The organism is Sphingomonas floccifaciens, assembly GCF_042681125.1.
Classification (GTDB): Bacteria; Pseudomonadota; Alphaproteobacteria; order Sphingomonadales; family Sphingomonadaceae; genus Sphingomonas; species Sphingomonas floccifaciens.
This window is the reverse complement of sequence record NZ_JBHUFC010000025.1, coordinates 1-26,437: the sequence shown is the minus strand read 5'-3', so window position 1 is coordinate 26,437 and position 26,437 is coordinate 1. Positions and strand designations below refer to the sequence as shown.

At 68.0% G+C, this 26,437-nt stretch carries 22 protein-coding genes; 14 read left to right on the top strand and 8 right to left on the bottom strand.

What is annotated here, in order from left to right; genetic code table 11:
* Nucleotides 1–142 precede the first annotated feature (142 nt).
* On the bottom strand, nucleotides 143–859 hold the full coding sequence (locus tag ACFSC3_RS19505) for a FadR/GntR family transcriptional regulator (protein WP_380942231.1): 717 nt from the start codon (nucleotides 857–859) through the stop codon (nucleotides 143–145).
* Between the two features lie 103 nt (nucleotides 860–962).
* On the opposite strand from ACFSC3_RS19505, the gene ACFSC3_RS19500 reads away from it, so the two are divergent.
* The 7 genes from ACFSC3_RS19500 to ACFSC3_RS19470 all read left to right on the top strand — a co-directional run bounded on the left by ACFSC3_RS19500 (nucleotide 963) and on the right by ACFSC3_RS19470 (nucleotide 9,643).
* Entirely contained in the window at nucleotides 963–2,264 is a 1,302-nt protein-coding gene (locus tag ACFSC3_RS19500) for an MFS transporter (RefSeq protein WP_380941919.1), read from the top strand.
* On the top strand, nucleotides 2,261–2,914 hold the full coding sequence (locus tag ACFSC3_RS19495) for an RraA family protein (protein ID WP_380941917.1): 654 nt from the start codon (nucleotides 2,261–2,263) through the stop codon (nucleotides 2,912–2,914). The genes ACFSC3_RS19500 and ACFSC3_RS19495 overlap by 4 nt, the downstream gene beginning before the upstream one ends.
* Nucleotides 2,911–3,225 (top strand): UxaA family hydrolase, encoded by a 315-nt coding sequence (locus ACFSC3_RS19490; protein ID WP_380941915.1) that lies wholly within the window; start codon nucleotides 2,911–2,913, stop codon nucleotides 3,223–3,225. The genes ACFSC3_RS19495 and ACFSC3_RS19490 overlap by 4 nt, the downstream gene beginning before the upstream one ends.
* Nucleotides 3,218–4,438: a UxaA family hydrolase gene (locus ACFSC3_RS19485; protein ID WP_380941913.1), complete on the top strand. Its 1,221-nt coding sequence runs from the start codon at nucleotides 3,218–3,220 to the stop codon at nucleotides 4,436–4,438. Before ACFSC3_RS19490 ends, ACFSC3_RS19485 begins: the two co-directional genes overlap by 8 nt.
* Nucleotides 4,428–5,189: an SDR family NAD(P)-dependent oxidoreductase gene (locus ACFSC3_RS19480; protein ID WP_380941911.1), complete on the top strand. Its 762-nt coding sequence runs from the start codon at nucleotides 4,428–4,430 to the stop codon at nucleotides 5,187–5,189. Before ACFSC3_RS19485 ends, ACFSC3_RS19480 begins: the two co-directional genes overlap by 11 nt.
* Before the next feature lie 2 nt (nucleotides 5,190–5,191).
* The gene (gene uxaC, locus ACFSC3_RS19475) at nucleotides 5,192–6,613 is read left to right on the top strand and encodes a glucuronate isomerase (protein ID WP_380941910.1); all 1,422 of its coding nucleotides are present in this window, start codon (nucleotides 5,192–5,194) and stop codon (nucleotides 6,611–6,613) included.
* A gap of 132 nt (nucleotides 6,614–6,745) precedes the next feature.
* Nucleotides 6,746–9,643 carry a TonB-dependent receptor gene (locus ACFSC3_RS19470; RefSeq protein WP_380941908.1) on the top strand — a complete coding sequence of 966 codons (2,898 nt, stop codon included), beginning with the start codon at nucleotides 6,746–6,748 and terminating at the stop codon, nucleotides 9,641–9,643.
* Between the two features lie 51 nt (nucleotides 9,644–9,694).
* On the opposite strand, the gene ACFSC3_RS19465 is transcribed toward ACFSC3_RS19470, so the two are convergent.
* Both ACFSC3_RS19465 and putA read right to left on the bottom strand, forming a co-directional pair.
* Nucleotides 9,695–12,040 carry a hypothetical protein gene (locus ACFSC3_RS19465; protein WP_380941906.1) on the bottom strand — a complete coding sequence of 782 codons (2,346 nt, stop codon included), beginning with the start codon at nucleotides 12,038–12,040 and terminating at the stop codon, nucleotides 9,695–9,697.
* Between the two features lie 252 nt (nucleotides 12,041–12,292).
* A complete protein-coding gene (putA, locus tag ACFSC3_RS19460; RefSeq protein WP_380941904.1) occupies nucleotides 12,293–15,910 on the bottom strand; it encodes a trifunctional transcriptional regulator/proline dehydrogenase/L-glutamate gamma-semialdehyde dehydrogenase in 3,618 nt (1,205 codons plus the stop codon).
* 83 nt (nucleotides 15,911–15,993) lie between these two features.
* Here putA and ACFSC3_RS19455 point away from each other — a divergent pair, with 83 nt between their 5' ends.
* A complete protein-coding gene (locus tag ACFSC3_RS19455; RefSeq protein ID WP_380941902.1) occupies nucleotides 15,994–16,470 on the top strand; it encodes an Lrp/AsnC family transcriptional regulator in 477 nt (158 codons plus the stop codon).
* Nucleotides 16,471–16,940: 470 nt separating this feature from the next.
* A complete protein-coding gene (locus ACFSC3_RS19450; protein ID WP_380941900.1) occupies nucleotides 16,941–17,705 on the top strand; it encodes a Crp/Fnr family transcriptional regulator in 765 nt (254 codons plus the stop codon).
* A 74-nt stretch (nucleotides 17,706–17,779) separates the two neighbouring features.
* Here ACFSC3_RS19450 and ACFSC3_RS19445 read toward each other — a convergent pair whose 3' ends face one another.
* The 3 genes from ACFSC3_RS19445 to ACFSC3_RS19435 all read right to left on the bottom strand — a co-directional run bounded on the left by ACFSC3_RS19445 (nucleotide 17,780) and on the right by ACFSC3_RS19435 (nucleotide 20,650).
* Nucleotides 17,780–18,613 (bottom strand): SDR family NAD(P)-dependent oxidoreductase, encoded by an 834-nt coding sequence (locus tag ACFSC3_RS19445; protein WP_380941898.1) that lies wholly within the window; start codon nucleotides 18,611–18,613, stop codon nucleotides 17,780–17,782.
* Between the two features lie 23 nt (nucleotides 18,614–18,636).
* Nucleotides 18,637–20,292 carry an MFS transporter gene (locus ACFSC3_RS19440; RefSeq protein ID WP_380941896.1) on the bottom strand — a complete coding sequence of 552 codons (1,656 nt, stop codon included), beginning with the start codon at nucleotides 20,290–20,292 and terminating at the stop codon, nucleotides 18,637–18,639.
* A gap of 133 nt (nucleotides 20,293–20,425) precedes the next feature.
* A complete protein-coding gene (locus ACFSC3_RS19435) occupies nucleotides 20,426–20,650 on the bottom strand; it encodes a hypothetical protein (protein WP_380941895.1) in 225 nt (74 codons plus the stop codon).
* A gap of 112 nt (nucleotides 20,651–20,762) precedes the next feature.
* Between ACFSC3_RS19435 and hisS the strand changes: the two genes are divergently transcribed.
* The 4 genes from hisS to ACFSC3_RS19415 all read left to right on the top strand — a co-directional run bounded on the left by hisS (nucleotide 20,763) and on the right by ACFSC3_RS19415 (nucleotide 25,222).
* On the top strand, nucleotides 20,763–22,013 hold the full coding sequence (gene hisS / locus ACFSC3_RS19430) for a histidine--tRNA ligase (protein WP_380941893.1): 1,251 nt from the start codon (nucleotides 20,763–20,765) through the stop codon (nucleotides 22,011–22,013).
* 109 nt (nucleotides 22,014–22,122) lie between these two features.
* Nucleotides 22,123–23,196 (top strand): peptide chain release factor 1, encoded by a 1,074-nt coding sequence (prfA, locus tag ACFSC3_RS19425; RefSeq protein ID WP_380941891.1) that lies wholly within the window; start codon nucleotides 22,123–22,125, stop codon nucleotides 23,194–23,196.
* A gap of 127 nt (nucleotides 23,197–23,323) precedes the next feature.
* A complete protein-coding gene (prmC, locus tag ACFSC3_RS19420) occupies nucleotides 23,324–24,133 on the top strand; it encodes a peptide chain release factor N(5)-glutamine methyltransferase (RefSeq protein ID WP_380941889.1) in 810 nt (269 codons plus the stop codon).
* A gap of 276 nt (nucleotides 24,134–24,409) precedes the next feature.
* The gene (locus ACFSC3_RS19415) at nucleotides 24,410–25,222 is read left to right on the top strand and encodes a DUF4167 domain-containing protein (RefSeq protein ID WP_380941887.1); all 813 of its coding nucleotides are present in this window, start codon (nucleotides 24,410–24,412) and stop codon (nucleotides 25,220–25,222) included.
* A gap of 84 nt (nucleotides 25,223–25,306) precedes the next feature.
* Here the strand turns inward: ACFSC3_RS19415 and ACFSC3_RS19410 are convergent, their stop codons facing one another.
* Nucleotides 25,307–25,642 (bottom strand): hypothetical protein, encoded by a 336-nt coding sequence (locus ACFSC3_RS19410; protein WP_380941885.1) that lies wholly within the window; start codon nucleotides 25,640–25,642, stop codon nucleotides 25,307–25,309.
* 74 nt (nucleotides 25,643–25,716) lie between these two features.
* Between ACFSC3_RS19410 and ACFSC3_RS19405 the strand changes: the two genes are divergently transcribed.
* Nucleotides 25,717–26,142 (top strand): CBS domain-containing protein, encoded by a 426-nt coding sequence (locus ACFSC3_RS19405; protein ID WP_380941883.1) that lies wholly within the window; start codon nucleotides 25,717–25,719, stop codon nucleotides 26,140–26,142.
* 95 nt (nucleotides 26,143–26,237) lie between these two features.
* On the opposite strand, the gene ACFSC3_RS19400 is transcribed toward ACFSC3_RS19405, so the two are convergent.
* Nucleotides 26,238–26,437, bottom strand: a 200-nt coding sequence (locus ACFSC3_RS19400) for a hypothetical protein (protein ID WP_380941881.1), incomplete at its 5' end; no start/stop codon positions are given.

Below are 26,437 nucleotides of genomic sequence, written 5' to 3'. Positions count from 1 at the left end.
GGCACTTCCTTGATCCTCCCCTTTAAGGGGAGGTGGCGCGCGGAACGCGCGTCGGAGGGGTGTCAGCCTCTCGATAGCGCGACACCCCTCCGTCAGCCCTGCGGGCTGCCACCTCCCCTTTCAGGGGAGGATGAGAAAGGACTCAGCCCTTCGCCCCCAGGATCGCGCTGATCGCATCGTCGAAGTGTCGCGCCATCGCCTCCGCCGCTGCCGCCGGGTCACGATCGGCAACCGCCGCGACGATCTGTTCGTGCAACTCCTGCACCCGCGCCAGCTTCGGCGTCGCAGCCCAGCGCTCCAGCCCTTCGCGCATCGAGGCCTGGATCAGCTGGCGGAACGCTTCGATCAGCAGGGGGTAGAGCGGGTTGCCGGTTGCCTTCGCCAGTGTCGCGTGGAGGTGCAGGTCGCGCTCGGCATAGGCCTCCGCATCGTGAAGCAGCCCCGCCATCTCGGCGACGATCGCCTGGAGTTCGGCGGCCTGCGCATCGCTGCGGCGCGCAGCGGCGAGGGTGACGGTGGCGATTTCGATCCCGCGGCGCATCTCCAGGATATCGGCGGCATCGGCCTGACCGATCAGCACCGCATTCTCGATCACGCGCGAGATCATCTCGCCGTCGACCGGCACGATGGTCGCACGCTTGCCGACCGCCATTTCGACCAGGCCAGTCGCCGCCAAGGTGCGCATCGCCTCGCGCACGACCGGGCGGCTGACGCCAAGAGTCAGGCTGATCGTGGTCTCGCTCGGCAGCTTCGCGCCGGGGCGGAGGCGTTCGTTGGCGACGTGATCGCGCAGATAGTCGATGACATGTTCGACCAGTCCAGGGCCTTTGGCGATGGCTGTGTCGTCTGCCGCAATCATGTCCACGCGTGTCTCCCGATAGTCATCATACAAAACCCGCTTGCCTTCGCCACGCAAGCCCTTACAAACCTGTATTACAGGATTTCGCGGTGGGGAGGAGAGGATGGCCAGCATCGCCGATACGGATGCCGCTACGTCGACTTCGCCCGTCGCCAGGCCGGCGGGACGCGTGCGCTGGACGGTGGTCGCGCTGCTCTTCGCCTCCACCACGATCTGCTATATCGACCGCCAGATTTTCGGGCTGCTCAAGCCCATACTGACCGCAGAGCTTGGCTGGACCGAGACCGATTACGGCGACATCGTTGCGGTATTCTCGGCGATGTACGCGCTCGGCTATCTGTTCGGCGGACGGCTGATGGACCTGATCGGGGTGCGTCGCGGCCTGACGCTGGCGGTGGGCGGATGGAGCATCGCCGCCGCCGCGCATGGCCTGATGGCGAGCGTGATCGGTTTCAAGATCGCCCGCGGCGCGCTGGGCCTGGCGGAGGGCGGCAATTTCCCCGCCTCGATCAAGGCGGTGCGCGAGTGGTTTCCCGCGTCCGAGCGCGCCTTTGCCACGGGGCTGTTCAACGCCGGCAGCAACATCGGTGCGATCGTGACGCCGATCAGCCTGCCGTTCCTGGTCGCCTGGATCGGGTGGCGCGCGGCGTTCTTTGTCGCAGGGTCGCTGGGCATCATCTGGCTGTTCGCCTGGCTGCGCTTCTATCGCCTGCCGCAGGATCATCCGCGGCTGTCGGACGAAGAGCGCGTCTATATCGAAGCGGGCGCTGTGTCCGAGCCGGATCGTGTCCCCTGGCTGTCACTGTTCCGCTACCGCGGCACCTGGGCCTATGCGATCGGTATGTTGATGACGAGCCCGGTATGGTGGTTCTACCTCAACTGGGTGCCGGGGTTCCTTCACACTCGCTTCGGCGTCGACATGATGGCCTCGATCGCGCCGCTGGTCGCGATCTACCTCGTCGCCGATGTCGGCAGCATCTTGGGCGGGTGGCTGTCGTCGCGGCTGATCGCGCGTGGGATGGCGACGATCCCCGCGCGGTTGGTCGCGATGGCGTGCATGGCGGCGTGCACGCTGCCGGTGGTGTTCGTCGCGGGCCTGCCCGAGATGTGGGCAGGCGTCGCGCTGATCGCGCTGGCCGCGGCCGGGCATCAGGGCATGTCGGCGAACCTCTATACGATCGTGTCCGATACGCTGCCGGCGCGCGCGGTCAGCTCGGTGATCGGCATCGGCGGGTTTGCCGCCGGCATTTGCGGGATGTTCGTCGCGATGGCGGTCGGCCGCATCCTGGACGCGACCGGCGGCAACTACACCATCCTCTTCGTCGGCGCTGGCGTCGCCTATCCGCTCGCCGTGCTGATCCTGGCGCTGATCCTGCGCCGTCCTGCAACCGTGGAACCGACATGACCGACGCCGACCTGTTCGCCCTGTTCCGTGCCGAGCTTTATACGCCAGTGGTCGGCGACATCCTCGACACGCTGGGGCTGTACCACCAGTTCCTGCCGCAACCGATCCAGCCCGCGCTGACGCCGATGAAGCTGATCGGCCGCGCGATGCCGGTGCTGATGATCGACGTCTTCGGCGAACAGGCGCAGCCGTTCGGGCGGCTGACCGAAGCGCTCGACCAGCTGGAGCCGGGCGACGTCTATCTTGCCGCGGGCGGCACGATGCGCTGCGCCTATTGGGGCGAGATCCTGACGGCGACCGCGCGGACACTCGGGGCGGCGGGCGCGGTGATCGACGGCTTCCACCGCGATACGCCGCAGGTGCTGGAACAGGACTGGCCGGTGTTCAGCCGCGGGCGGTTCGCGCAGGATTCGGGGGTGCGGACGAAAGTCGTCGACTATCGCTGCCGGATCGAGGTCGGACCGGTCACGGTGATGCCGGGCGATCTGGTGTTCGGCGACCTCGACGGCGTGCTGGTGATCCCGCGTGCGCATGAGAACGAGGTGGTCGAGCGCGCGCTGGAGAAAGCGCGGGGCGAGAAGCTGGTGCGCAAGGAGATCGAGGGCGGCATGTCCTCAACCGCGGCTTTCGCCAAATACGGCATCCTGTGACCACGGCGTTTCGCATTCACCCGCGCGACACGGTCGCGACGTTGCTAGAGGATGGCGACGGCGTCGTGACCGTGCTGGGCATGGGCGAGGTGCCGCTGCGCACGTCCATCGCATTGGGGCACAAGGTCGCGCTGGTCGACATGGCGTCGGGCGACCCGGTGGTGAAGTTCGGCATTCCGATCGGCACCGCGAGCACGGACATCGCGCGCGGCGACTGGGTGCATCTGCACAATTGCACGAGCGGTTTCGACGAACGCTCGGGCGGGTTCGATGTCGTGACCGGAGCGGCGCAGGACATCCGCTATGACTGACGTCTTCGCGCGCGAATGGACCGGGTGGTTGCGGCCCGATGGACGCAAGGGCGTCCGCAATCTCGTGCTGGTCGTCTATACCGTCCAGTGCGCCGCGCATGTCGCCCATGCGATCGCCGCCGGTGAGGACGATGTGCAGGTCATCGGCTTCCCCGGCTGCTACGACAACCAATATGCCATCCGCCTGACCTTGTCGCTCGCGCGGCACCCGAACGTCGGTGCGGTGCTCGCGGTCGGGCTGGGGTGCGAATACACGCAACCCGCCCGGATCGCCGAGGCGGTGGCGAAGAGCGGTCGGCCGGCGGATGCCTTCTTCATTCAGGACGTCGGCGGGACGCGCAGTTCGACAGACAAGGGCAAGGCGATCGTGCGAGGCTTGCGTGACCGCATCCGTGCCGAGACGCCGCGGGTGGCGATGGGGTTCGGCGACCTGACGCTGGGGGCGGAGTGCGGCGGGTCGGACGGAACGAGCGGGCTGGTCGGCAATCCGGTCGTCGGGCGGCTGTTCGACCGGGTGGTCGATGCAGGCGGCTCCGCGATCGTCGAAGAGATCGTCGAGATGATCGGCCTCAAGGACATCATCCTCGACCGCGCCGCCTCACCGGCCGCGCGGGAGCAGCTCGATGCGGCTTATGCCAAGGCCGAGCGCTATTGCCGCGAGGTGCGGCAATATTCCGTGTCGCCGGGCAATTTCGCCGGTGGGCTGACCACCATCGAGGAAAAGTCGATGGGCGCTTTCGCCAAGAGCGGATCGCGGCCCATCCAGGGCGTCATCAAGGTCGGCGAAAGTCCGCCCTGGCCGGGTCTGTGGGTCATGGATTCGGTGCCGGACCCGCATTTCATGGGCTTCGGCTACACCAATCCCAACGACACCGAAGGCATCATGGACCTGATCTCCGGCGGCAGCCAGATCGTGTTGTTCGTGACCGGGCGCGGCAGCGTGATCGGGTCGCCGGTCGCCCCGCTCGTCAAGGTTACGGGCAACAGCCGCACCTATGCGCGGATGCACGAGGACATGGACTTCGACGCCGGCCGCGTCCTCACGGGCGCGCTGTCGCTCGATGCGGCGGCGGAGGAACTGGGCGGGCTCGTCGCCGACGTAGCGTCCGGCACGCAGAGCAAGCCGGAAGCGCTGGGACACAGGGAGTATTTCGTCATGTACAAGCATCAGGATACGCCCGAGCTGGACCGGGGGTGCCGCAGTGCAGCCTGACCCGTTCCGCTTGGACGGCGAGGTCGCGCTGATCACTGGTGGTGGTACGGGGCTCGGCCTCGGCATGGCGCGAGCACTCCATGCGGCGGGCGCGACGGTCGTGCTGGTCGGGCGGCGCGAGGAGATGGTGCGCGGTGCCGCCGAGGCGCTTGACGAACGCGCTGACTATGCCGCCGCCGACGTGACCGACTTCGCGAGCCTGCCCGCGCTGGTCGAGCGGGTGATCGCGCGTCACGGCAAGGTGTCGATCCTGCTCAACAACGCCGGGATCAACTTCAAGAAGCTCGCGGTCGATACGTCCGTCGAGGATTTCGCGACGATGCTCGACACGCACGTCCTCGCCGCCCACGCGCTGACCCAGGCGGTGCTGCCGGGGATGCTGGCGGCGGGGCATGGCAGCATCCTGTTCACCGCGTCGATGACCTCGCTGATCGGGATGCCGGGCGTGGTCGCCTATTCGGCGGCCAAGTCGGCCTATGTCGGCATGGTCCGCGCGCTGTCGGTCGAGGTCGCGGGCCAAGGCGTCCGGGTGAATGCGATCGCGCCGGGGTGGATCGAGTCGCCGATGCTGCGCAAGGCGCTCGACGGCGATCCGGCGCGGTCGAACCGCATCCTCCAGCGCACGCCGATGGCGCGCTTCGGCGAGCCCGACGATATCGGTCACGCCGCCGTCTATCTCTGCTCGCCCGCCGCCAAGTTCGTGACCGGCGTGCTGCTGCCGGTCGACGGCGGCGCTTCCCAAGGATTTTGACGATGACCCCTGCGCCCCTCGCGCCGCACCCCGACCGCCTGCTTCCCGCCGATCCCGAAACGCGGGGCATCGCGCGCGAGCTTTATGCGTCGGTCGCGGACCTGCCGATCATCAGCCCGCACGGCCACACCGATCCGTCGTGGTTTGCCGAGGACGCGCCGTTCCCCGACCCGGCGACGCTGTTCATCATCCCCGACCATTATATCTTCCGCATGCTCTACAGCCAAGGCGTGCCGCTGGAGGACCTGGGCGTGCCGCGGATCGACGGCGGCTGGACCGAGACGGACACGCGCAAGATCTGGCGCCGCTTTGCGGAGAACGTCCACCTGCTGCGCGGGACGCCCAGCCGGATGTGGCTCGACTATGCGTTCCACGACATTCTGGGCCTGACCGAACGTCTGTCGGCCTATAACGCCGACCGGCTGTACGACCAGATCGATGCGCAGTTGAAGCGGCCCGAGTTCCGCCCGCGCGCCCTGTTCGAACGCTTCCGTATCGAGGCGCTGGCGACGACCGAGAACCCGCTGGACGACCTGCGGCACCACCGCGCGATCCGCAGCAGCGGATGGGGCGGAAAGGTCGTCACCGCCTTCCGGCCCGACAACGTCACCGATCCCGATCATGCGCGGTTCCGGCAGGATGTGCCCGAGCTCGGTCGTATCACGGGCCACGATGTGGGCAGTTGGGACGGCTATCTCGCCGCCCTGCGCGATCGGCGGCGCTATTTCATCGAGCACGGCGGCGCGACGTCGACCGACCACGGCCACCCGACCGCGCATACCGAAAACCTGTCGCAGGCAGATGCCGCCGCGCTGTACGGCCGGGTCGTCGCAGGCCAGGCAAGTGCGGACGAGGCCGAGCGGTTCCGCGGGCAGATGCTGACCGAAATGGCGCGGATGAGTCTGGACGACGGGCTGGTCATGCAGATCCATCCCGGCGCCTTGCGCGGACAGAATCCTGCGGTCAGCGGGACGTTCGGCGAGGCGAAGGGCGACGACTGGCCGTCGCGGACCGATTATGTCCGCGCGCTCAAGCCGATGCTCGACGTCTTCGGCAACGAACGCGACCTGACAATCATCCTCTTCACGCTGGACGAGAGCACCTATGCGCGCGAGATCGCGCCGCTCGCCGGCCATTATCCAGCGCTGAAGATCGGTCCGGCCTGGTGGTTCCACGACAGCCCGGAGGGGATGCGCCGGTTCCGCGAGCAGGTGACCGAGACCGCGGGCTTCTACAATACGGTCGGCTTCAACGACGATACGCGGGCGTTCTTCTCGATTCCCGCGCGGCATGACCTGAGCCGACGGATCGACTGCGGCTTCCTTGCGCGGCTGGTGGCGGAACATCGGCTGGACCGCGACGAGGCGTTCGAGGTCGCGCGGGCGCTGGCTTATGATCTGGCGAAGGCGGCGTACAAGCTGTGACCTGATGACCTGTCGTTCCCGCCTTCGCGGGAACGACAGGACCCCTGCAAACTCGTATGTTGTATTATGGGTAAATCTGTCTTACAGGTTTGCGCAACCCATAACGCGGCAAATGCGACAGGGAGGGGATTGATGGCTTCGCGCAACACGACCGTTCAGGTGACGGTTTCGGCAATGGCTTTGGCGATCGGGCTGGCGAGCCCGGCAGCGGCGCAGGTGACCCCCGCGCCCGTCACCAACGCGGATCGCACCGCCGCCCCCGCGCAGGTGTCCGAAGACGAAGGCACGCCGCAGGACATCATCGTCACCGGCTTCCGCGGATCGCTCGCCACCGCACTGGCGACGAAGAAGGAAGAGATCGGTGTCGTCGACTCGATCTCCGCCGAGGATATCGGCAAGTTTCCGGACTCGAACCTGGCCGAATCGATGCAGCGCCTGCCGGGCGTCGCGATCACCCGCGGTGACGGCGGCGAGGGCAAGACCATCTCGGTCCGCGGTCTCGGCGCGCAATTCACGCGCGTGCGGCTGAACGGGATGGAAGGGTCGTCGTCGGCGGGGTCGTCCGACATCCGGTCGGGCTATGTCTCGTCGCGTTCGTTCGACTTCAGCACCTTCGCCTCCGAACTGTTCAGCACGCTGACCGTACGCAAGACCAGCACCGCGGACATCGAGGAAGGGTCGCTCGGCGCGACCGTCGACCTCCAGACGCCGCGGCCGCTGTCCTACGCCAAGGACTTCACCCTCGCCGCAAGTGCGCAGGGGACGTACGACGACCTGCGCCGCAAGGTCATGCCGCGCGTGACGGGGCTGATCTCCAAGAAATTCCTCGACGATACGTTCGGCGTGGCGGCCTCCGTCGCCTGGACCAAGCGTCACACGCGCGAAGAGGGCTGGTCGGCGGTCGACGTCATCCAGGGCAGCCTCAACCGCTTCTGCTCACCGGTCGGCTATTCGCCGCAGAGCCCGTCGAACAGCACCTTGAACGGCACCACCGCGACCAATTGCTCGACCGGCAACCCGCGCCTGCCGAACACGACGCAGAACAACAGCAACTATGCGCTGGTCGACAGCGCCGGCACCTATATCCCGCGCAGCGGCCGTCTGATCCGTTCGGACCAGGAATATACCCGCTTCGGCGCGACGGTGACGCTGGAGGCGCGGCCGAGCGACCGGACGCACTTCGCGCTTGACGGGCTGTTCTCGCGCTATGACGTGACGCGCAGCGACCAGACGATCACCGCACTGTCCTTCTCGCGCAACGCCGCCCAGCATGGCAGCGCGGAAACATCGGTCGTCGATGCGGTGCGCGATCCCAACGGCACGTTGGTCTATGGCCTGTTCAACGGCGTCGATCTGACCAACGACCTGACGCTCAGCAAGTACACCACCACCTTCGGCCAGATCAATCTGAGCGGATCGCAGGATTTCGGCGCGCTGAAGCTCGACGGCTTCATCGGCATGTCGCGGACGATCTACGACAAGCCGCGGCGCACGCAGATCGGCATCTTCGCCAACAACATCAACGGCTATTCCTTCGACTTCCGGAACAACCGCCGCTTCCCGACGATCGGCTGGGGAATCGATGTCGACAACCCCGCCAATTTCGTGTTCGGTCCGCCGTCCGCAGACAACACGGTCAACGGGACGCTGGCGCTGGCGCGCAGCCGTGACGAATTCAACAACCTGACGGCGGAACTGAATGCGACGCTGGAGCTGACCGAGGGGCTGAACGTCCGCGTCGGCGGCTCGTATCGCGAGGCGCAGTATGAGCGCTGGAGCCGCGATCGCGTGACGCAGAATCTGGCGCCGACGATCCCCGCGGGCGCCACGATCGGCCAGCTAACGACGCCGATCGGCGACTTCGGTCGCACGCTGCCGGTCCAGACGATCAGCAGCTGGGCGGCGCCCGACTATGCGAAGTTCGATTCGGTGTTCGGCTTCTCCAGCGAGAGCGGCGCCTATGCGCTGAACCCGCCGCAGATGTCGTCGCTCGACGAAGGCGTGCGCGGCGCGTTTGCGATGGTCGATCTCGACACCCGCGCGCTGGGCGGGGTTCGGATCAGGGCCAATGCCGGTGTCCGCTACGTCAACACGCAGCAGGTCGGGCTGGGTCCGATCTCGGGATCGCCGACGACGCTGACGCGCAAATATGACGACTGGCTGCCGTCGGCGACGATCACCGCGGACCTGACCGACAATCTGATCTTCCGCGTTGCCGCCGCCAAGGTGATGACCCGACCCGAATTGTCGGACCTGCTGCCGGGTTCGGTGTCGATCGCGCTGAACACCCGCACCGTATCGGCCAGCAACTTCCTGCTCGAACCGATCCGCGCCAAGACCGCCGACGTCAGCCTGGAATATTATTTCGGGCGGACCGGCATCATTTCGGTCGGCGGGTTCTACAAGGACATCGACAGCTTCATCCAGGCGCTCCAGCGCAACATCCCCTACAGTCAAACCGGCCTGCCGCTGTCGCTGCTGACGGGGTCAAGCAACACGGCGGACACCGAATTTACCTTCTCGTCCAAGGTGAACACGCCGGGCGGGCCGCTGAAGGGTGTCGAGATCAACGTCCAGGCCGGGTTCGACTTCCTGCCGGGCTTCCTGCGCAACTTCGGGGCGCTGGCGAACTTCACCTATGTCGACTCCGACATCACCTATTGCAACAACACCGCCTGCAACCTGACGACGCGCGCGGCGCTGGTAAACCTGTCGAAATATGCCGCCAACGGCACGCTCTATTACGAAGACAGCAAGTTCAGCATCCGCGCCAGCGGGTCGTGGCGCGACCGGTTCCTGCTGCGCGTGCCGTCGGGCCGCGCGGGCAGCGACGTGCAGGGTAATATCGACGCCTTCTTCCTGGACGCGACCGCATCCTACCAGATCACGCCGCAAATCCAGCTGCGGGTCGAGGCGCAGAACCTGACCAACCAGGAACTGGGCTTCTACCAGGATTCGGTACGGCAGGATTCGCTCTACAGCACATATAGCGGGCGCAAATATTCGGCCGGGGTAGCGCTGCGGTTCTGACGCCTCTCGCGCTTGAGGCGACGGAGGGGGCATTTGACCGGCCGGTGGGGTTTACCCCGCCGGCCGTGTCTTTATCCGGACCACCACGTCCGGCGCGTCCTGCAACGTCATCGGGAGAGTGCCGTCACCCGGCTTGGCAACGTCGATCTTGCTGCCGACGAAGCCGGCCGGAAGCGCGACCTCGCCGACGCTCGCCACGGTGAACAGGTCGCGGCCGGTGAGCGTGCAGGCCTTGGCCGCTGTCGGGCAGGCGAGCGTAGTTAGCACGGGCAGGCGGACGATGCGGCCGAGCGACTGCCAGTCGCCTGCGACCTCACCGCGCCACAGCCGGAAGCGAATCGGCCCGGTCGCCGCGGGGCCGAACGCGGTGGCGGGCGCCAGTCGCGCCACCGCGACATCCGCACCCACGCGCTGCACTGCGCCGGACGCGACGGTCAGCCGTGTCGCCGCACCGTCGTCACCGGCCGCGACTTCGACCGCGTCGCCGCCCGTGAAGCCGCCAGTCAGGCGCAACGAAAAGGTCAGCGTCGCGTCTCGCGGTATCAGCCCCTCGGGCAGGATGATTGGTAGCGTTGCCGGAGCGGGGGCAGCGGTCACCTCGCGGCTGACCAATGTCACCGTCGGTCGCGGCGGAGCGATCCGCGCGGCGACCGACGCCCCGCGGCCGTCGCGCAATTTGACGCGAGCGTCGACGGTGTCCCCTTGCGCCTCGACCGCGGCATCGGTCGTCATCTCCAGCCGATCGCCATCGGCGCCGCGGGTGAGCGTCCCCGCGGTGAAGCGCCGTCCGCCCATGTCGAGTGCGGCCACCTGATCGAGCCGTGTGCCCTCCAGCACGCCGGCTCGATCCCCGGCGTGGACGGTGAAGCGATCGAGCCGGCTCGCCTCCACGCGCGCCGTCAGCGCGAGCGTGGCAGGCTCGGCGGCACCCTGCCGCGAGACGACCAGGGTCATCGGCCCGGGCTTCGCCTTGCCGAGCGGCAGCGTCGCATCGATCGCATCAGGCCCCGCCGCTTTCCAGGCGATCGGCCGCAGCGCGCCGTCCGCTTCGCGCAAGGCGACCCCGGTCACGCAGGCCGCGACGCCGCCACGCAGCGACAGCGGATGGTCGCGCCCGACGACGACGACGCCGTCCCCCGGCGCGGTCCAGGCGCCCGCCGCGTCGAGACGGACCGGCAGGCGCGGTCCGGTGAACGGGTCGAAGCCCCACACGCCCTGAAGCATGGCATTGGTGACCGGCCCCGTCAGCGTCGGCAGGTCGCCCGCGAGGCGCAGGCCGCCGCGGCCCGGATTGACAATCAGCGGCACGTCGACGGTCTTGCCGTCCGCTTGCGTCAGCCGCAGCGCAAGGTCGCGGGCATAGCCGGTGGCGAACATCAGCGAGGCATCGTCCAGCGTCAGCGTCAGGCCCGGCTGGGTCAGGCACTGCACGTCGCCACTCGCAGGACGCCAGGCAGGCGGCGGCATCGCTGCGACCGGGGGTAACGGCGCGACCAAGACCGACCGCGGGTTCTGGAACGACGGCGCGGTGTTGAGTTGCAGATGGACCCGATCGCCGCGGCCGAGCGCCAGCGCAGGGACATATTGATATTGCGCGCTGCGGAATGCGCCGAACAGGCGGGCGAGATCGCGGGCGAGGCCAATATACGGGCTGTAGAAACCCGCCCCGCCTTCGCGCGTGGCGGCGACGCGATAGGCGAGGTCGACGGGCGCGCCGGTCAGCGTCTCGGTCAGCGTCGCGCCGCGCTGGGCCTGGAGGACGACGGAGTCCCGCGCCTGGCTGAGGCAGGAGGCCTGGACGGCGCGCTGGCGCGATAGGCAATCGGGATTGAGCTTGATGCGCAACGCATTGGCGAGGACCGGGGCGACGGTCGGCAAACGATCGGGATCGCTGTCGGCGACGCTGGCGATGCCGCCGACGAACGCGTCCAGGCGCGCGCGGTCGAGCGAGGCCTGATAGAGATCCTGCGCCGCGCGGACGAACACGCCCGGCCGCCCGCGCACGGCGTCGCGGATCGCATCGAGCCCGCCGCCCGTGTCGGGCGCGAGGAAGGTGACCGCCTGCTCCGCTCCTTCGGGCACGACGATATCGAGCCGGTTGCGTCCGCGCTTCCACGTCTCGGCGGAAAAGAACCAGTTCTTGGGCGGCGGATTGGTCGCGCCGCGCAGGAAGGCGACGACCAGCAGATAGCGCGCCGACTGGTCGTCGGGGAGCGCGGCGGTGACGGTCAGGCGGTCGCCGGCCTTCAGGCTGGGCACGGCACCGACCGGCAGAGACGCTTCGCCACGCTTGACCGTCATTGACAGGTCGGGGCCTGACAGGTCGAAGCCGTTGCTCTGCCCCAGCGCAGGGGCGGCGAGGGTCAGGCTGGCGACGATGAGCAGGCGAGAGAGCATAAGACCGCCTTACACACGGGGGGCGTGGCGGTCACCGGGCGCGGACATGGCGATGGTGTGACCGGCCATCGTGCACGACCCCCGTCAGTGCCGCCGTCGCAAGGTCTCTGCGAAAGTCCCGTCCGTGCTCCCGCGCAGGCGGGAGCCCAGGGCCACGAGCGATCACGCCATTGTATTGCTTGACCCTGGGTTCCCGCCTGCGCGGGAACACTGATGAGCTTCTGTCGAGTACAGGGACTTCGTAGAAGTCTACTAGCTCGTCGGCAGGACCATCAGGCTCGCATTGCCGCCGGCCGCGGTCGTGTTGATCGAGGTCGACACTTCCTCGACCAGCCAGTCGAGGCGGTAGCCGGCCGAGCCCGCCTGCGGCAGGACGATCGGGCCGGGCAGGTCGGCGAGCGCCGTCAGCGCGGCAGCGACCTGGCGGTCCTCGCCCTCGATCAGCGCACCGGCATAGGGGCCTTCGCGGCGCCAGTCGTCGGCGATCCGCACGCGGGCTGCGACGCTGGGGGGCAGGGTGGAGATCATGTCGCGGAACGCCGCCGCATCGCCGACCACCGCGTCGTTGCCCGCCGCCAGCGCTGCGCCCAGCTGTTCGATCAGCCCTTCGCGGGTCCGGGGCAGGAGCAGCACCCGGCCGCGCGGATGAAGCGCGTAGAGGTTGCGCTCGCCGACCGGGCCGGCCAGTTCGGCTTCCGCATCCAGCATCGACGCCGCGATTGCGTCCCGCACACGGGCACCGGCGCGATCCTCGCCGCGGTTCTCCAGCCAGATCGCCAGATCGCGCGCGGCCGGATCGGCGTAATCGGACACCACCGGCGGGGGCAGGTCCGCACCCGTCACCAGCCGGCCGAGATAGAGCGGCCCGCCCGCCTTCGGCCCTGTCCCCGACAAGCCGCGCCCGCCGAACGGCTGGACACCGACGACCGCGCCGATGACATTGCGGTTGATGTAGAGGTTGCCCGCCTTCACCCGCGCCGTCACATGCGCGATCGTCTCGTCGAGGCGAGTGTGCAGGCCGAAGGTCAGGCCGTAACCGGTCGCGTTGATCCGGTCGATCAGCCGGTCGAGTTCGGCGCGGCGGAAGCGGACGACGTGAAGCACGGGGCCGAACACCTCGCGCTCCAGCTCGGCGATATCGCTCAACTCGATGATGGTCGGGGCGACGAAGGTGCCGTTTGCGGTATCGCCCTTGAGCGACAATTGTTCGACGCGGTGGCCGGCGGCGCGCATCCGGGCGATGTGCTTCTCGATCGTCCCCTTCGCCTCTGCGGTGATGACCGGGCCGATGTCGGTCGCCAGCCTATCGGTGCGGCCGATCGACAGTTCGTGCAGCGCGCCCTTGATCATCGCCAAAGTGCGGTCGGCGACCTCTTCCTGCAGGCACAGGATGCGCAGCGCCGAGCAGCGCTGGCCGGCGCTGTCGAAGGCGGAGGCGATGACGTCCGCCACCACCTGTTCGGCCAGCGCCGACGAATCGACGATCATCGCGTTCTGGCCGCCGGTTTCGGCGATGAACGGGATGGGCGCGCCGCCGGGCAGCAGGCGCTTCGCCAGTTCCTTCTGGATCAGGCGGGCGACCTCGGTCGAGCCGGTAAACATCACCGCCATCGTCTCGGGCGCGGCGACCAGTGCGGCGCCGATCGCGCCGTCGCCGGGCACAAGCTGGAGGACGTCGGTGGGCACGCCGGCCTCGTGCAGCAGGGCGACGCCCTGCGCTGCGACAAGCGGGGTTTCCTCCGCCGGCTTGGCGAGCACCGTATTGCCCGCGACCAGTGCCGCGGCGACCTGGCCGGTGAAGATCGCCAGCGGGAAGTTCCACGGGCTGATGCAGGTGACGACGCCAAGCGGCCGGTGGCCGGTGCCGAGCGTCGATCGCGCCTGCTGCGCATAATAGCGCAGGAAGTCGATGGCCTCGCGCACTTCGGCGATGGCGTTGGGCAGCGACTTGCCCGCCTCGCGGACGATCAGCGCGAGCAATTGCGGCATGCGCGCCTGCATCGCGTCGGCCGCGCGATCGAGCATCGCGGCGCGGGCGGTGGGCGTGGTCGCGGCCCAGCCGACCGCGGATGCGGCGGCGGTACGGGCGGCGGCTTCGGCGTCCGCGACGCTCATCTCGCGGACGATACCGACCTGATCGCGGCGATCGGCCGGGTTGAGCACGGCGCGTTCGGTGCCGGTGTCGCCTGCGGTCCACGGGGCTTCGCCGGCCAGCGTTTCGCTCAGCATGGCGAGCGTCGTCTCGTCGCTGAGGTCGAGCCCGGCCGAATTGATCCGCGCGTCGTAAAGCTGGCCAGGCAGCGCGATATGCGGGTTCTTCTGCCCCGGCTGCGGCATCGCGCGCACCGCCTCGACCGGGTCGGCGACGAGGTCGGCGATCGAGACTTCGGGATCGGCGATGCGGTTGACGAAGGATGAGTTGGCGCCGTTCTCCAGCAGGCGGCGGACGAGATACGCCAGCAGCGTCTCGTGCGTGCCGACCGGGGCATAGATGCGGCACGGGCGGTTCAGCTTGTTGCCGCCGACGACCTCGTCATACAGCGGCTCGCCCATGCCGTGGAGGCACTGGAACTCATAGTCGCCGACGGTGAAGTCTGGGCCGGCGAGGTGATAGATCGTCGCCAGCGTCTGCGCGTTGTGCGTCGCGAATTGCGAAAAGACGAACGACTTCGCCGCGAGCAGCTTGCGAGCGCAGGCGATGTAGGCGACGTCGGTGTGGATCTTGCGGGTATAGACTGGGAAGTCGGCGAGGCCGTCGACCTGCGCACGCTTGATCTCGGCATCCCAATAGGCGCCTTTAACCAGCCGGACCATGATACGCCGGCTCGCGCGGGCGGCGAGGTCGATGATCCAGTCGATCACGAACGGGCAGCGCTTTCCATAGGCCTGAACGACGAAGCCCAGGCCGTCCCAGCCGGCGAGGTCCGGGTCGGTCGCCAGCGACTCGAGCAGGTCGAGCGACAGTTCCAGCCGGTCCGCTTCCTCCGCATCGATGTTCAGACCGATGTCATAGCCCTTGGCGATCAGCGCCAGCGCCTTCACCTTCGGCAGCAGTTCGCCCATCACCCGCTCCGCCTGAGCGCGGACGTAGCGCGGGTGGAGCGCCGACAATTTGATCGAGATGCCGGGCCCGGCATAGATGCCGCGACCTGCCGCAGCCTCGCCGATCGCGCGGACGGCATTTTCATAGTCGCGATAATAGCGCTCCGCGTCCGCCGCGGTCGTCGCCGCTTCGCCGAGCATGTCGTAGCTGTAGCGGAAGCCGCGCGCTTCCAGCGGGCGGGCGCGCTCCAGCGCTTCGGCGATGGTCTCGCCGGTCACGAACTGTTCGCCCATCATCCGCATCGCCATGTCGACGCCGCGGCGGATGACCGGTTCGCCCGCACGCGCGATCAGGCGGGTGAGGGCGGCTCCCAGGCCGCTGTCGTTGACGCTGCCGGTCAGCTTGCCGGTGACGACCAGCCCCCAGGTCGCGGCATTGACGAACAGCGAGCGGCCGTCGCCCATATGCGACCGCCAGTCCCCGCCGGCGATCTTGTCGCGGATCAGCGCGTCGCGGGTCGCGGTGTCGGGAATGCGCAGCAGCGCTTCGGCGAGGCACATCAGGGCGACGCCCTCCTGGCTCGACAGCGCATATTCCTGGACGAGCCCCTCGACGCCAGTGCCCTTGTGCTTAGCGCGAAGCGCGGTGACAAGCGCGCTTGCGGTGGCGGTCGCCTGGCGGCGGACGTCGTCGGACAACGTCGCCTGATCGAGGAGCGGCGCGAGGCACTCGGGCTCGGGCCGGCGATAGGCCGCGGTGATTGCGCGGCGCTGGGCGTCCTGCGGGCGGATGGGTGGCGCGAAGTCGGCGAAGGGGGCGGTGCTCATGATAGCCGATATAGCGACTTCGGCGCTGGCGATCCGCCCGGATTTGCGGCAATCCCAGGCCGATCATATCTTTTGGAGGCCATGTGGCAGACCGAACGGACGCCAGAAGCCCGTCGCTCGATCCATTCGACCGGCGGATCATCGACGCGTTGCGAGCGGACGGACGATTGTCGGTCACCGAGCTCGCCAAGCGGGTCGGGCTGTCCAAGACACCCTGCCAGGTGCGGCTGAAGCGATTGATCGACGGCGGCTATATCCTGGGCTTCCGCGCGGTCGTCGATCCGGCCCGGCTGGGGCTCGATCACATCGCCTTCACCGAAGTGAAATTGTCCGACACGCGCGAGGCGGCGCTGGAGGAATTTCGCCGCGCGGTGCTGCGCATTCCCGAGGTCGAGGAATGCCACATGATCGCGAGCAGTTTCGACTATCTGCTGAAGGTGCGGACGGCCGATATCCGACGCTATCGCGAAGTGTTGGGCGAGCGCATCTCGGCGCTGCCGCATGTGGCGAATACATCGACCTTCGTGGCGATGGAAACGATCCGGGATGCGGCGGTGTGAGTCGCGCCGGACGCGGCTAGGGTCCAAACCCAATCAGGACGGGGATCGTGATCGCTCAAAGGAAGGCGCTGGCAAGGAGCGCGTCGCAGCAGGTAGCGGCGCTACCTGCAAGCAAGCGACGCCGTCCAGCGCCTTCCTTTGAGCGACGGCTCCGCCGCGGGCCGATTTTGCCCCAGGGCTGCGTCGCTCGTCGGTCACGATGCATCAGCATCGCTCCGCTCCTCGCTTCTTGCCCTGAACCAAAATCGGCTCCGTCACGACCCCATCCTGATTGGGTTTGGACCCTTGAACGGCTTCCGATCAATTGGCGCCGTAGTGCTGGCGATGAGGACGACACAGCCAGCAACTATGCCGTCGATTTTCATAACAAAGCGGCGTAAGCAAAATAAATTCCTGTAGAAATAAGGCAGGTAAGGCCCAATCCCGGTCATGCCCGCTCGAGGGCTGTTCGGCGCACCCAGAGATTTTCAATGCCGCAACTGCTTGCCCGAAAATATGAGCAATTCATCGGCCTTGCGGACGACGATCGTGCAGCGTTGCAACATCTGGCCGACAGCCCGGCCCGCACGGCACGCGCGCGGACGGATATCATCCGCGAGGGCGAACAGCCGCGCGGTGCGATGCTGATCCTTGATGGCTGGGCATCGCTCTACAAGACTTTGGAGGACGGCCGGCGCCAGATGCTGGCAATGCTGCTGCCGGGGGATTTGTGCGAACTCAATGCGTCGATGCTGCGCGAGATGGACCATTCGCTGGGAACGATCACCGCGCTGACTTATGTCGAACTGCCCGCGCCTGTAATGGAGGCGCTGGCGATCGACCATCCGCGGATCGCCAGCGCGCTGACCTGGGATCTGCTGGTTGCCGCGGCAATCCAGCGCGAATGGACGCTGAACCTCGGGCAACGCAGTGCGCTGGAGCGAATCGCGCACCTGATCTGCGAGATGTTCGTGCGGCTGAACGCGGTCGGGCTGACACAGGCGGGGGGATTCGACTGCCCGCTGACCCAGACCGATCTGGCGGAAGCGACGGGGATGACACCGGTTCATGTCAACCGGACGCTTCAGGACCTGCGGGCGCGCAGGCTGATCGAGTGGCGTGGACGCAGCGTCGTCATCCTGCGTTGGCAGGACCTATGCAGCGCCGCGATGTTCTCGCCGAATTATCTGCATATCGAGCGGAGCGAGGATCATCCCGGTGTCGGCGGCCAGCAGAGCATGGAGCGTTCAACCTGACCCGTTCGCCCAATTCCGGCACCATTTCCTCGACGCGCTGGTCGCGCGCGGTCAATATCTGCCGTTAAGCGTCGTCACTCGGCCATATGGGCGGCGAAATGGTCGGCCCAGTCGGGATGCCAGCGCGACAGGGCCGGGCGGTTCTCGGCCACGTCATCCGCGGCCCAGCGAATGCGGCGGCGGTCCTGCTCCAGCGTCGTCTCATTGTCCTGGCACAGGATGTAGAAGTCTCCGGCCGCGACGCCTGCCAGCATCCGGTCGACGACCTCTTCGCCGGTCCATGCCCCGTCCGGCTTGTCGGTCGCGCCGCGGGCGGTCATGCCGGTGAAGGTGTAGCCGGGGATCAGCAGATGCGCCGTCACGCGGTCGCCGGTCTGTTCGCGCAGCGTGTGGGCCAGCCCCTCGGTCAGCGCTTTCACGCCCGACTTGCTGACATTATATGCGGTGTTGCCGGGCGGCTGGGTGATACCCTGCTTCGATCCGGTGTTGATGACGAGGGCGGGCGCGTCGTGCGCGATCATCGCGGGCACGAAGCTCTGGACGCCGTTCAGCACGCCGAACAGGTTGACGCCGATAACCTGCCGCCAGACATCGCCACGCGCGAACACATCCCCGCCCGCGCCGATGCCGGCGTTGTTCATCAGGACGGATACCGGTCCGTGATCGGCGGCGACCCTGTTTGCGAGCGCAGCGACCTGCGCCGCGTCGGCTACGTCGCAGGGACAGGCGGTCGCCCCATCGCCGAGCTCCGCCGCCGCCCTGTCCAGGGCTTCGCCGGCCAGGTCGACCAGGCAGACGCGCAGGCCCTGCGCATGGAATGCCCGCGCCGCGGCCAGCCCGATCCCGCCGGCCGCCCCCGTCACCACCGCCAGATTGCCGCTCGAAAGTGCCGCTGTGCTCGTCGTCATGTCGGTTTCCTCGATGGATGGGATCAGCTGGAGCGCGCCGGATCGGTCACGGGATCCAGCATTTGGGCGTCGCCTTCGTCGGCGCCGGGCAGTGATCCGGTCTGGCGCTCGATCCGGCGGTGGATGACGGGCGGGGTGCCGTCGATCCAGAGCGCGTGGAGCGCGTCGCTGTTTGCCGCGTCGGCCTGGGTGCGGCGTTCGTTATGGCGGACATAGTCGAGCCAGGTCGCGAAGTGGAAACGCTCGACCCACAAGGTCGGCTCGGCGAGGTCGCGCAGCAGGTTCCAGTCGCGCGCGCCGTCGCGGCGGCGGATGCGGCGGCGCTCGCTCATCACGGTCAGGAAGCGCGCGACGTCGCTTTCGGCGATGCGGTGCTCGACCGTGATGACGATCGGGCCGCTGCGGGGTTGGACCGGCACGGCGGTCGAAGGCTCCACCCAGCCCGAGCGGGGGGCGAGGTCGGCCTGGGTGATCTCCGGCATCGTGCGGACGAGGCCCGCGACGACGCTCAACAGCTGGACGCCGGCGGCGGCGATCAGCGCTTCGGCGACGCCATGGACGCTGGCGACCGACCCGAACATCCAGCTGCCCGCCGCCATCCCGCCGAACGCCGCCATCTGATACAGCGCGATGGCACGCGCCACGACCCAGCGCGGCGAGGCGAGCTGAACGCTGACGTTGAAGGTCGACAGCGCCAGCACCCACCCGCCCCCGGCCAGGGCGAGGGCGGGCAGGGCTAAAGGCAGGATGCCGAGCGAGGTCGTAACCGCGCCGATCGCCAGCGACAGCGAGGCGAGCCGGACGATCCGTTCCGTGGTCAGCCGCTCGCGCAGCTTCCGGGCGAGCAGCGCGCCGCCGACCGCCCCCAGGCCGAACGCGCCGAGCAGAACGCCGTAGGTCAGCGGCCCGCCGCCGATCAGGTCGCGCGCGACGAGCGGCATCAGCGCGGGGATCGCGCTGGCGGCCAGCCCGAACAGCGCCGCGCGCATCAAGACTGTCAGGATCGGCGGCGACAGGCGGACATAGCGCACACCTGCCGCCATCGCGACGCCCAGCCGCTCGCGGGGCAATCGCCGTGGCGGCAGGTTCGGCTGCCAGCCGCGCAGGACGAATATCAGCCCGACATAGCTCACCGCATTGACCGCGAACGCCGTTGCCGCGCCCGCCGCCGCGATGATCGCGCCGCCGATCGCCGGTCCCACGCTGCGCGCGATGTTGAAGCCCATACTGTTGTACGCGACCGCCCCCGACAGCAGCGGGCGCGGCACCATGTCGCCGACCGACGCTTGCCACGCCGGACCGTTGATCGCCGTCCCGCAGCCGATCAGGAAGGTGAAGACCAGCAGCAGCCACGGCGTGATCCAGCCGAGCCAAGTGAGGATGGCGAGCATGGCCGAGACGGTCAGCATGAAGCTCTGGGCGGTCAGCAGGATGCGGCGGCGGTCGAGATTGTCGGCGATCGCGCCGGCCCAGAGCGACAGCAGCATGATCGGCAGGCTGGTCGACGCCTGGACCAGCGCGATCATCTGCGGCGAGGCGCCGAGCGACGTCATCATCCACGACGCGCCGACCGACTGGATGAGCCCGCCGAAGTTCGAGCACAGGCTGGCGGTCCACACCCGGCGGAACAGCGGGATGCCGAAGGGGGATGCGGGAAAGGGCTGGGCGGCGGCGGTCATGATCGGTGAGGGAAATGCGGGAAGCGGGCGGATGATCCAAGTCCATCCCCGATTAGGCTGGCTGAACGTGGCGAAGTGCTGCCCCCCTTCGCGCGCCGCAAGGATGGCGCTCCAACCCGCTCGGTACGGGGGATCACCCCGGCGTCACGATCCGCACCCTGAGCCGCCAGTCATCCATCATTCGCTCCACGACCGCATTTTCGCGCGGTGTGCCCGACGGGTCGAGCGCCCAGTTGCAGTGCGGATGGGTGGCGGGATCGTAGAGGCGGATGCGGCCGACGATCCGTTTCCAGTCGCGCTTGGTACCGCCGTGATCGCGGACCAGCTGGGTGACGATCCGGTCCTGTAACTCGCTCATTCTCATCGCCGCCGGGCGATAGCCCAAAGATCGCCCGGCGTCAGGGCCTGTACCGAGACTGGCTGTACCGAGACTGGCGTTTGCTCCGTTCGTCGCATAAGGCGCGGCACTTATGGCCCGCATCCAGACCCCGCAGCGCGTGCGCGGCACGCAGGATATCGCGTTCGACGAGGAGCGCCGCTTCGCCCGCGTGGTCGACGCCTTCGACCGCATCCGCCGCCTCTATTGCTTCGGCCGCGTCGAGCTGCCGGTGTTCGAGGACACGCAGGTCTTCGCACGATCGATCGGCGAGACGACCGACGTCGTGTCGAAGGAGATGTACACCTTCCCTGACCGCGGTGGCGATTCGCTGACGCTACGCCCGGAATTCACCGCCGGCATCGCACGCGCCTATATCGGCAACGGCTGGCAGCAGCACGCGCCGATCAAGGTCGCGACGCACGGCCCCGTGTTCCGCTACGAACGCCCGCAGAAGGGGCGCTATCGCCAGTTCCACCAGATCGATGCCGAAATCCTCGGCGCGGCCGAGCCGGCGGCGGACGTCGAATTGCTTGCGCTGGCCGATCAGCTGCTGAACGAGCTGGGGATTGCCGAGGGCGTGACGCTCCAGCTCAACACGCTTGGCGATGCCGCGACGCGCGAGGCATGGCGGACGGCTCTGGTTGAGCATTTCGAGAGCGCGCGGGGCGACCTGTCCGAGGACAGCCTGACCCGGCTCGACAAGAACCCGATGCGTATCCTCGATTCGAAGGACCCGCGCGACCGGCCGATCGCCGACAGCGCGCCGGGGATCGACGACTATCTGACGGCGGAAGCGAGCGACTTCTTCGCCGCGGTCACCGCCGGACTGGATGCCGCGGGGGTCAAATGGACGCGCAACGACCGGCTGGTCCGCGGGCTCGACTATTACCGCCACACCGCGTTCGAGTTCGTGACCGACCGGCTGGGCGCGCAAGGTACGGTGTTGGCGGGCGGGCGCTACGACGGGCTGGTCGAGAGTCTGGGCGGGCAGCCGACGCCGGGCGTGGGCTGGGCGGCCGGGATCGAGCGGCTCGCGATGCTGCTGGAGGAGCCGGCGGTCGAGCCGCAGGACGTCGTCATCGCTGTCGAGAATGATGCCGCCCTCGCGCATGCTCAGAAGGCGCTCGCGATGTTCCGCGCCGATGGGCTGTCGGCCGACATGATCGCGACGGGATCGCCGAAGAAACGCTACGACAAGGCGTCGAAGGTCCCGGCCAAGGTGCTGGTGTCGGTGTCGATGCGCGCTGGCAATGTCGAGATGAACGGCCGCTCCGCGACCGCTGCGCCCGAGCATGCTCGGGTCGACGCCCTGTTGGCGCAGTTGCGGGAAGCCCTATCGTGATGTCCTCCGTCATCCCCGCGAAAGCGGGGATCCAGAGCCACAGGCCGTGTCGCTCGCGACCCTGGATCCCCGCCGTCGCGGGGATGACGGTGGCGGTCGAGGTCCGCGCATGACCCGCATCCCCGCCGACCGCATCCGCCAGATCGAGGCGCGGCGTGACGAGCTTCAGGCATTGATGGCGACCGGGGACCTGCCGGGCGATCGCTTCGTCGCGGTGTCGAAGGAATATGCCGAGATCGAACCCGTCGCCGCTGCCGCCGGCGAGGTGCGGCGCTTGCGGCAGGAGGCGGAGAGCCTGAGCTTCATGTCGCAGGACGGCGATGCCGAGCTGCGCGCGATGGCGCTCGACGAGTTGCGTGCGAACGAGGCAGCGCTGATGGCAGCCGACCGGGCGCTGGCGCTAGCGCTGCTGCCGCGCGACGTGGCGGACGAGCGCGCCGCGATGCTCGAAATCCGCGCCGGCACCGGCGGGGACGAGGCGGCGCTGTTCGCCGGCGACCTGATGCGCATGTACCAGCGCTATGCCGACCGACAGGGGTGGAAGGTCGAGCTGATCTCCGCGTCCGACAGCGATGCCGGCGGTTACAAGGAAGTCGTCGCGTCGGTCGCGGGCAAGGGCGTGTTCGCCAAGCTGAAGTTTGAGAGCGGCGTCCACCGGGTGCAACGCGTGCCGGTGACGGAGAGTGGCGGGCGCATCCACACCTCCGCCGCGACCGTCGCCGTGCTGCCCGAGGCCGAGGAGGTCGACGTCGACATCCAGGACAAGGACCTGAAGATCGATATCTATCGCGCGTCCGGCGCGGGCGGGCAGCACGTCAACACGACCGATTCGGCGATCCGCATCACCCACTTGCCGACCGGCCTGGTCGTCATCCAGCAGGACGAACGCAGCCAGCACAAGAACAAGGCCAAGGCGCTGAAGGTGCTGCGGACCCGCCTGTACGAGGCTGAGCGCGAGCGGCTGGCGTCCGAGCGGGCCGGCGCGCGCAAGTCGATGGTCGGGTCGGGCGACCGGTCGGAGCGCATCCGGACGTATAATTTCCCGCAGGGACGCGTCACCGATCACCGGATCAACCTGACGCTGCACCGTTTGCCCGAGATACTGATGGGCGAGATGGACGAGTTGATCGACGCGCTGATCGCGGAGGACGAGGCCGAGCGGTTGGCGACGCTGGATGGGTGACGACGGCGTAAAGTCCTCTCCCCCATGGGGGAGAGGGTTGGGAGAGGGGGAGGTGTCTCACCGAGACTTGGGCTCGCAGCACTGCCCCTCTCCGAACCCTCTCCCCGAGCGGGGAGAGGGTTATCGTGTGCGGGACGCCCTGCGCACCGCCGCGCACCAACTCGCCACCATCTCCGAAACCCCCCGCCTCGACGCCGAGCTGCTGATGGCCCACGCGCTGGGCATTACCCGCGACGCGCTGATCCTCTCCCGTCTCGACGATCCGACTCCACCGGGTTTCGACGACCTGCTCATCCGCCGCCTGGCGCACGAGCCGGTCGCCTATATCACCGGCACCCGCGATTTCTGGACCATCAGCCTCCACGTCGCCCCCGGCGTGCTTATTCCGCGGCCCGACAGCGAGACGCTGATCGAAGCGGCCGTCGCGCGTTTCGCCAGGACGCCCGGCCCGCGGTCGGTGCTGGATCTCGGTACCGGATCCGGCGCGCTGTTGCTTGCGGCGCTGGCGGAGTGGCCGGAGGCGACGGGGATCGGCATCGACGCTTCGGAAACTGCGCTTGCCATCGCTCGCGACAATGCCGCCCGGCTCGGCATGTCCGACCGCGCGCGGATCGTCCACGGCGGCTGGAGCGGGGCGGGCGGGCCGCACGACCTGATCCTGTGCAATCCGCCCTATATCGGGACGGACGAGCCGTTGCCGCGCGAGGTAGTGGCGTGGGAACCCGCGTCCGCGCTGTTCGCCGGCGCCGACGGCCTCGACGACTATCGCGCGATCGCCGCCGTGCTCCGCCCGCAACTCGCGCCGAGGGGTGTCGCCTGTGTCGAGATCGGCGCGAGCCAGGCCGACGACGTCGGTGCGCTCTTCGCTGCCCAGGGTTTTACCGTTTCGCTGGCCCGCGACCTCGCCGGCCGCGCACGGTGTTTGGTCCTGACTTGAAGCCGCTTAGCGCCCGCACAATATAATGCTTGGCGAGCGAAGCCCGGACCGCTAAGACCAACGGCAGGGCAGGCCCCCATTCCCAAATCGTTGAGATGGCTGGGGGTTGCTCCATCAAGCTATAGAGCCGCTGACGTCCGGCGGCCTTGGCGGGACACCAGACCTCTTTTGCAGGGAAGAGGCGCGGGGTCCGGGGGGATGTCATGCATCCGCATCGTGCGGCCGGTTTGGGCACGCACCGGCAGATGCCTATATGGGACAGGACCGAACACTTTGATGAACAATCGTCAGGCCGGCCGCCGTCGCGGTCGGGGCGGGCAGCGTCAAGGGGGTAACCCCGGTCGCCCGGATAACGGCAACCGTATCGACAATCGCGCGCGCGGCAATGCCGCCCAGTTGCTCGAGAAATACAAGAACCTCGCCGCCGATGCGCAACGCGCCGGCGACCGGGTGAACACCGAATATTACCTCCAGTTCGCGGATCATTATTTCCGCGTGCTCGCCGAAACCCGCTCGCGGGCCGAGGACAATGGTCAGGCCCGTCGCCCGCGCGACGAGGACATGGACGACGAGGGCGAGGATTTCGGCTTCGAAGGCGAAGTCGCCAGCCCGGCGCAGTATCAGCAGTCGTCGGACGACGGCGAGCGTCAGGACCGCCAGGAACGACCGCGCCGCGACCAGCGCGAGGATCGTAGCCCTCGCGGCGATCGTGAAGCTCGTCCGCGCCGTGACCGTGACCGTGACCGCGAGGGTGGATACGACCAGGGCGAGGATCGTCCGCGTCGTCAGCCCCGGGAGATGACCGGCCAGCGTGATGCGACCGGCCCGCGTGACACTGGCGAAGCGCGTCCGGAAGAACGTGCCGCTCCCATTCCGGCGAACGACGAACCGCGCCGCACACGCCGCCCGCGTCGCGAGACGGTTCAGGCCGAGGAAGCGCAGGACAACGGCTTCGACGCCGCGCTGCTGCCGCCCGCGATCTCGACCGATGTTGCGCCGGTGAGCGAAGACGCTCCTGCCGAGCGCCCGCGTCGCGGCCGCCCGCGGCGCGTTCGGACGGAGGACGAGGCGATCCCGCCCGCGGCCTAAGAACGCTTAGTACTCACGGCAGGCGCCGTGACGATTGTCTAAGAGAAGAGGCCGGAGTCGCTGTCGAAGCGGCTCCGGCCTTTTTCATTCGTCCCGCCAGATCGCGGCATCCTCGCCCCGGTCGTGCCGCTCGACCGCCTCGTCATGCCCGCTGCCGGAACTGAGGAAGATCAATCCCATCAGCAGCGCCGCCATCAAGATCGTCAGCGTAACGCCGAGGAAGGTCGCGATCGCCATGTGGATGGGTAGCGGGCCTACCGATCGCCACAATATCCAGACGGCCCCCGCGCCCGCCGCGATCGAGACACCGCTCATCCAGCGCATGATCCGCTTGAACCGCCCCCACACATGCGCGGCATAGGCCGGGTCGTCGAGCGGATCGGCGGGATCGCGTTGGGGCAGGGGATCGTGTCTGGGCATAACTATGCTTTTGCCAATGGCCCTCATTTCCGCGATGCTCAACGTCTGGAAGCGCGAAAATGGGAGAGGGTGCGATGACGATCGCGGTGATCCTGGGCGATAAGGGCCACGACGTGGTGACGGTCCCGGCCGACGCAAGCGTGCGCGACGCGGTGCGCCTGCTGGCAGAGCGGCGGATCGGGGCGGTCCCGGTTATGGACGGGGCGGACGTGGTCGGGGTGTTCTCCGAACGCGACGTGATCCGCCAGCTCGGCACTGTCGGAGCGAGCGTGCTCGATGGTCCCGTCCGCGCGGTGATGACGTCGCCCGTCGAAACGATCGCTCCCGGCGAGCCCGTGCTCGGCGCATTGTCGATTATGACCCATCGCCGCATCCGTCACTTGCCCGTGGTCGAGGGCGGGGTGCTGGTCGGTATCGTCTCGATCGGCGACCTGGTGAAGCACCGTATCGACCGGATCGAGGCCGAGGCGGCTGCGATGCGCGACTATATCCGAAGCTGACGGGTTCGCGACGCCGATGGCGCACCCCGACCAGCCCCGCGGCGCGCTACCGATCGCTTCGGAAAGCCGATTCGAGATGATTCGAGCCAATCGAATCACATGATTCGCCCAAAACAAACCCGCTCGCGCACCCATAAACGGCAGTTTTCTGCGGGTTTCGGAGGCGCGTGAAACAAAATTGCAAAAAGTGTTTGACGGTTCGGAAGGTCGAGCATAGAAGCCACTCCACCGACGCGGTGAGCCACACGGTTCCAGCGACGGTCGCCAAAAACCAGACGCTCAGGGCCTTCCGGAA

Bases quoted from the DNA above. Each gene is read 5' to 3' on its own strand.
- ACFSC3_RS19505 (WP_380942231.1), bottom strand. From the start codon at position 859: ATGATTGCGGCAGACGACACAGCCATCGCCAAAGGCCCTGGACTGGTC.
- ACFSC3_RS19500 (WP_380941919.1), top strand. From the start codon at position 963: ATGGCCAGCATCGCCGATACGGATGCCGCTACGTCGACTTCGCCCGTC.
- ACFSC3_RS19495 (WP_380941917.1), top strand. From the start codon at position 2,261: ATGACCGACGCCGACCTGTTCGCCCTGTTCCGTGCCGAGCTTTATACG.
- ACFSC3_RS19485 (WP_380941913.1), top strand. From the start codon at position 3,218: ATGACTGACGTCTTCGCGCGCGAATGGACCGGGTGGTTGCGGCCCGAT.
- uxaC (WP_380941910.1), top strand. From the start codon at position 5,192: ATGACCCCTGCGCCCCTCGCGCCGCACCCCGACCGCCTGCTTCCCGCC.
- ACFSC3_RS19470 (WP_380941908.1), top strand. From the start codon at position 6,746: ATGGCTTCGCGCAACACGACCGTTCAGGTGACGGTTTCGGCAATGGCT.
- ACFSC3_RS19465 (WP_380941906.1), bottom strand. From the start codon at position 12,040: ATGCTCTCTCGCCTGCTCATCGTCGCCAGCCTGACCCTCGCCGCCCCT.
- putA (WP_380941904.1), bottom strand. From the start codon at position 15,910: ATGAGCACCGCCCCCTTCGCCGACTTCGCGCCACCCATCCGCCCGCAG.
- ACFSC3_RS19450 (WP_380941900.1), top strand. From the start codon at position 16,941: ATGCCGCAACTGCTTGCCCGAAAATATGAGCAATTCATCGGCCTTGCG.
- ACFSC3_RS19445 (WP_380941898.1), bottom strand. From the start codon at position 18,613: ATGACGACGAGCACAGCGGCACTTTCGAGCGGCAATCTGGCGGTGGTG.
- ACFSC3_RS19440 (WP_380941896.1), bottom strand. From the start codon at position 20,292: ATGACCGCCGCCGCCCAGCCCTTTCCCGCATCCCCCTTCGGCATCCCG.
- ACFSC3_RS19435 (WP_380941895.1), bottom strand. From the start codon at position 20,650: ATGAGCGAGTTACAGGACCGGATCGTCACCCAGCTGGTCCGCGATCAC.
- hisS (WP_380941893.1), top strand. From the start codon at position 20,763: ATGGCCCGCATCCAGACCCCGCAGCGCGTGCGCGGCACGCAGGATATC.
- prfA (WP_380941891.1), top strand. From the start codon at position 22,123: ATGACCCGCATCCCCGCCGACCGCATCCGCCAGATCGAGGCGCGGCGT.
- ACFSC3_RS19415 (WP_380941887.1), top strand. From the start codon at position 24,410: ATGAACAATCGTCAGGCCGGCCGCCGTCGCGGTCGGGGCGGGCAGCGT.
- ACFSC3_RS19410 (WP_380941885.1), bottom strand. From the start codon at position 25,642: ATGCCCAGACACGATCCCCTGCCCCAACGCGATCCCGCCGATCCGCTC.
- ACFSC3_RS19405 (WP_380941883.1), top strand. From the start codon at position 25,717: ATGACGATCGCGGTGATCCTGGGCGATAAGGGCCACGACGTGGTGACG.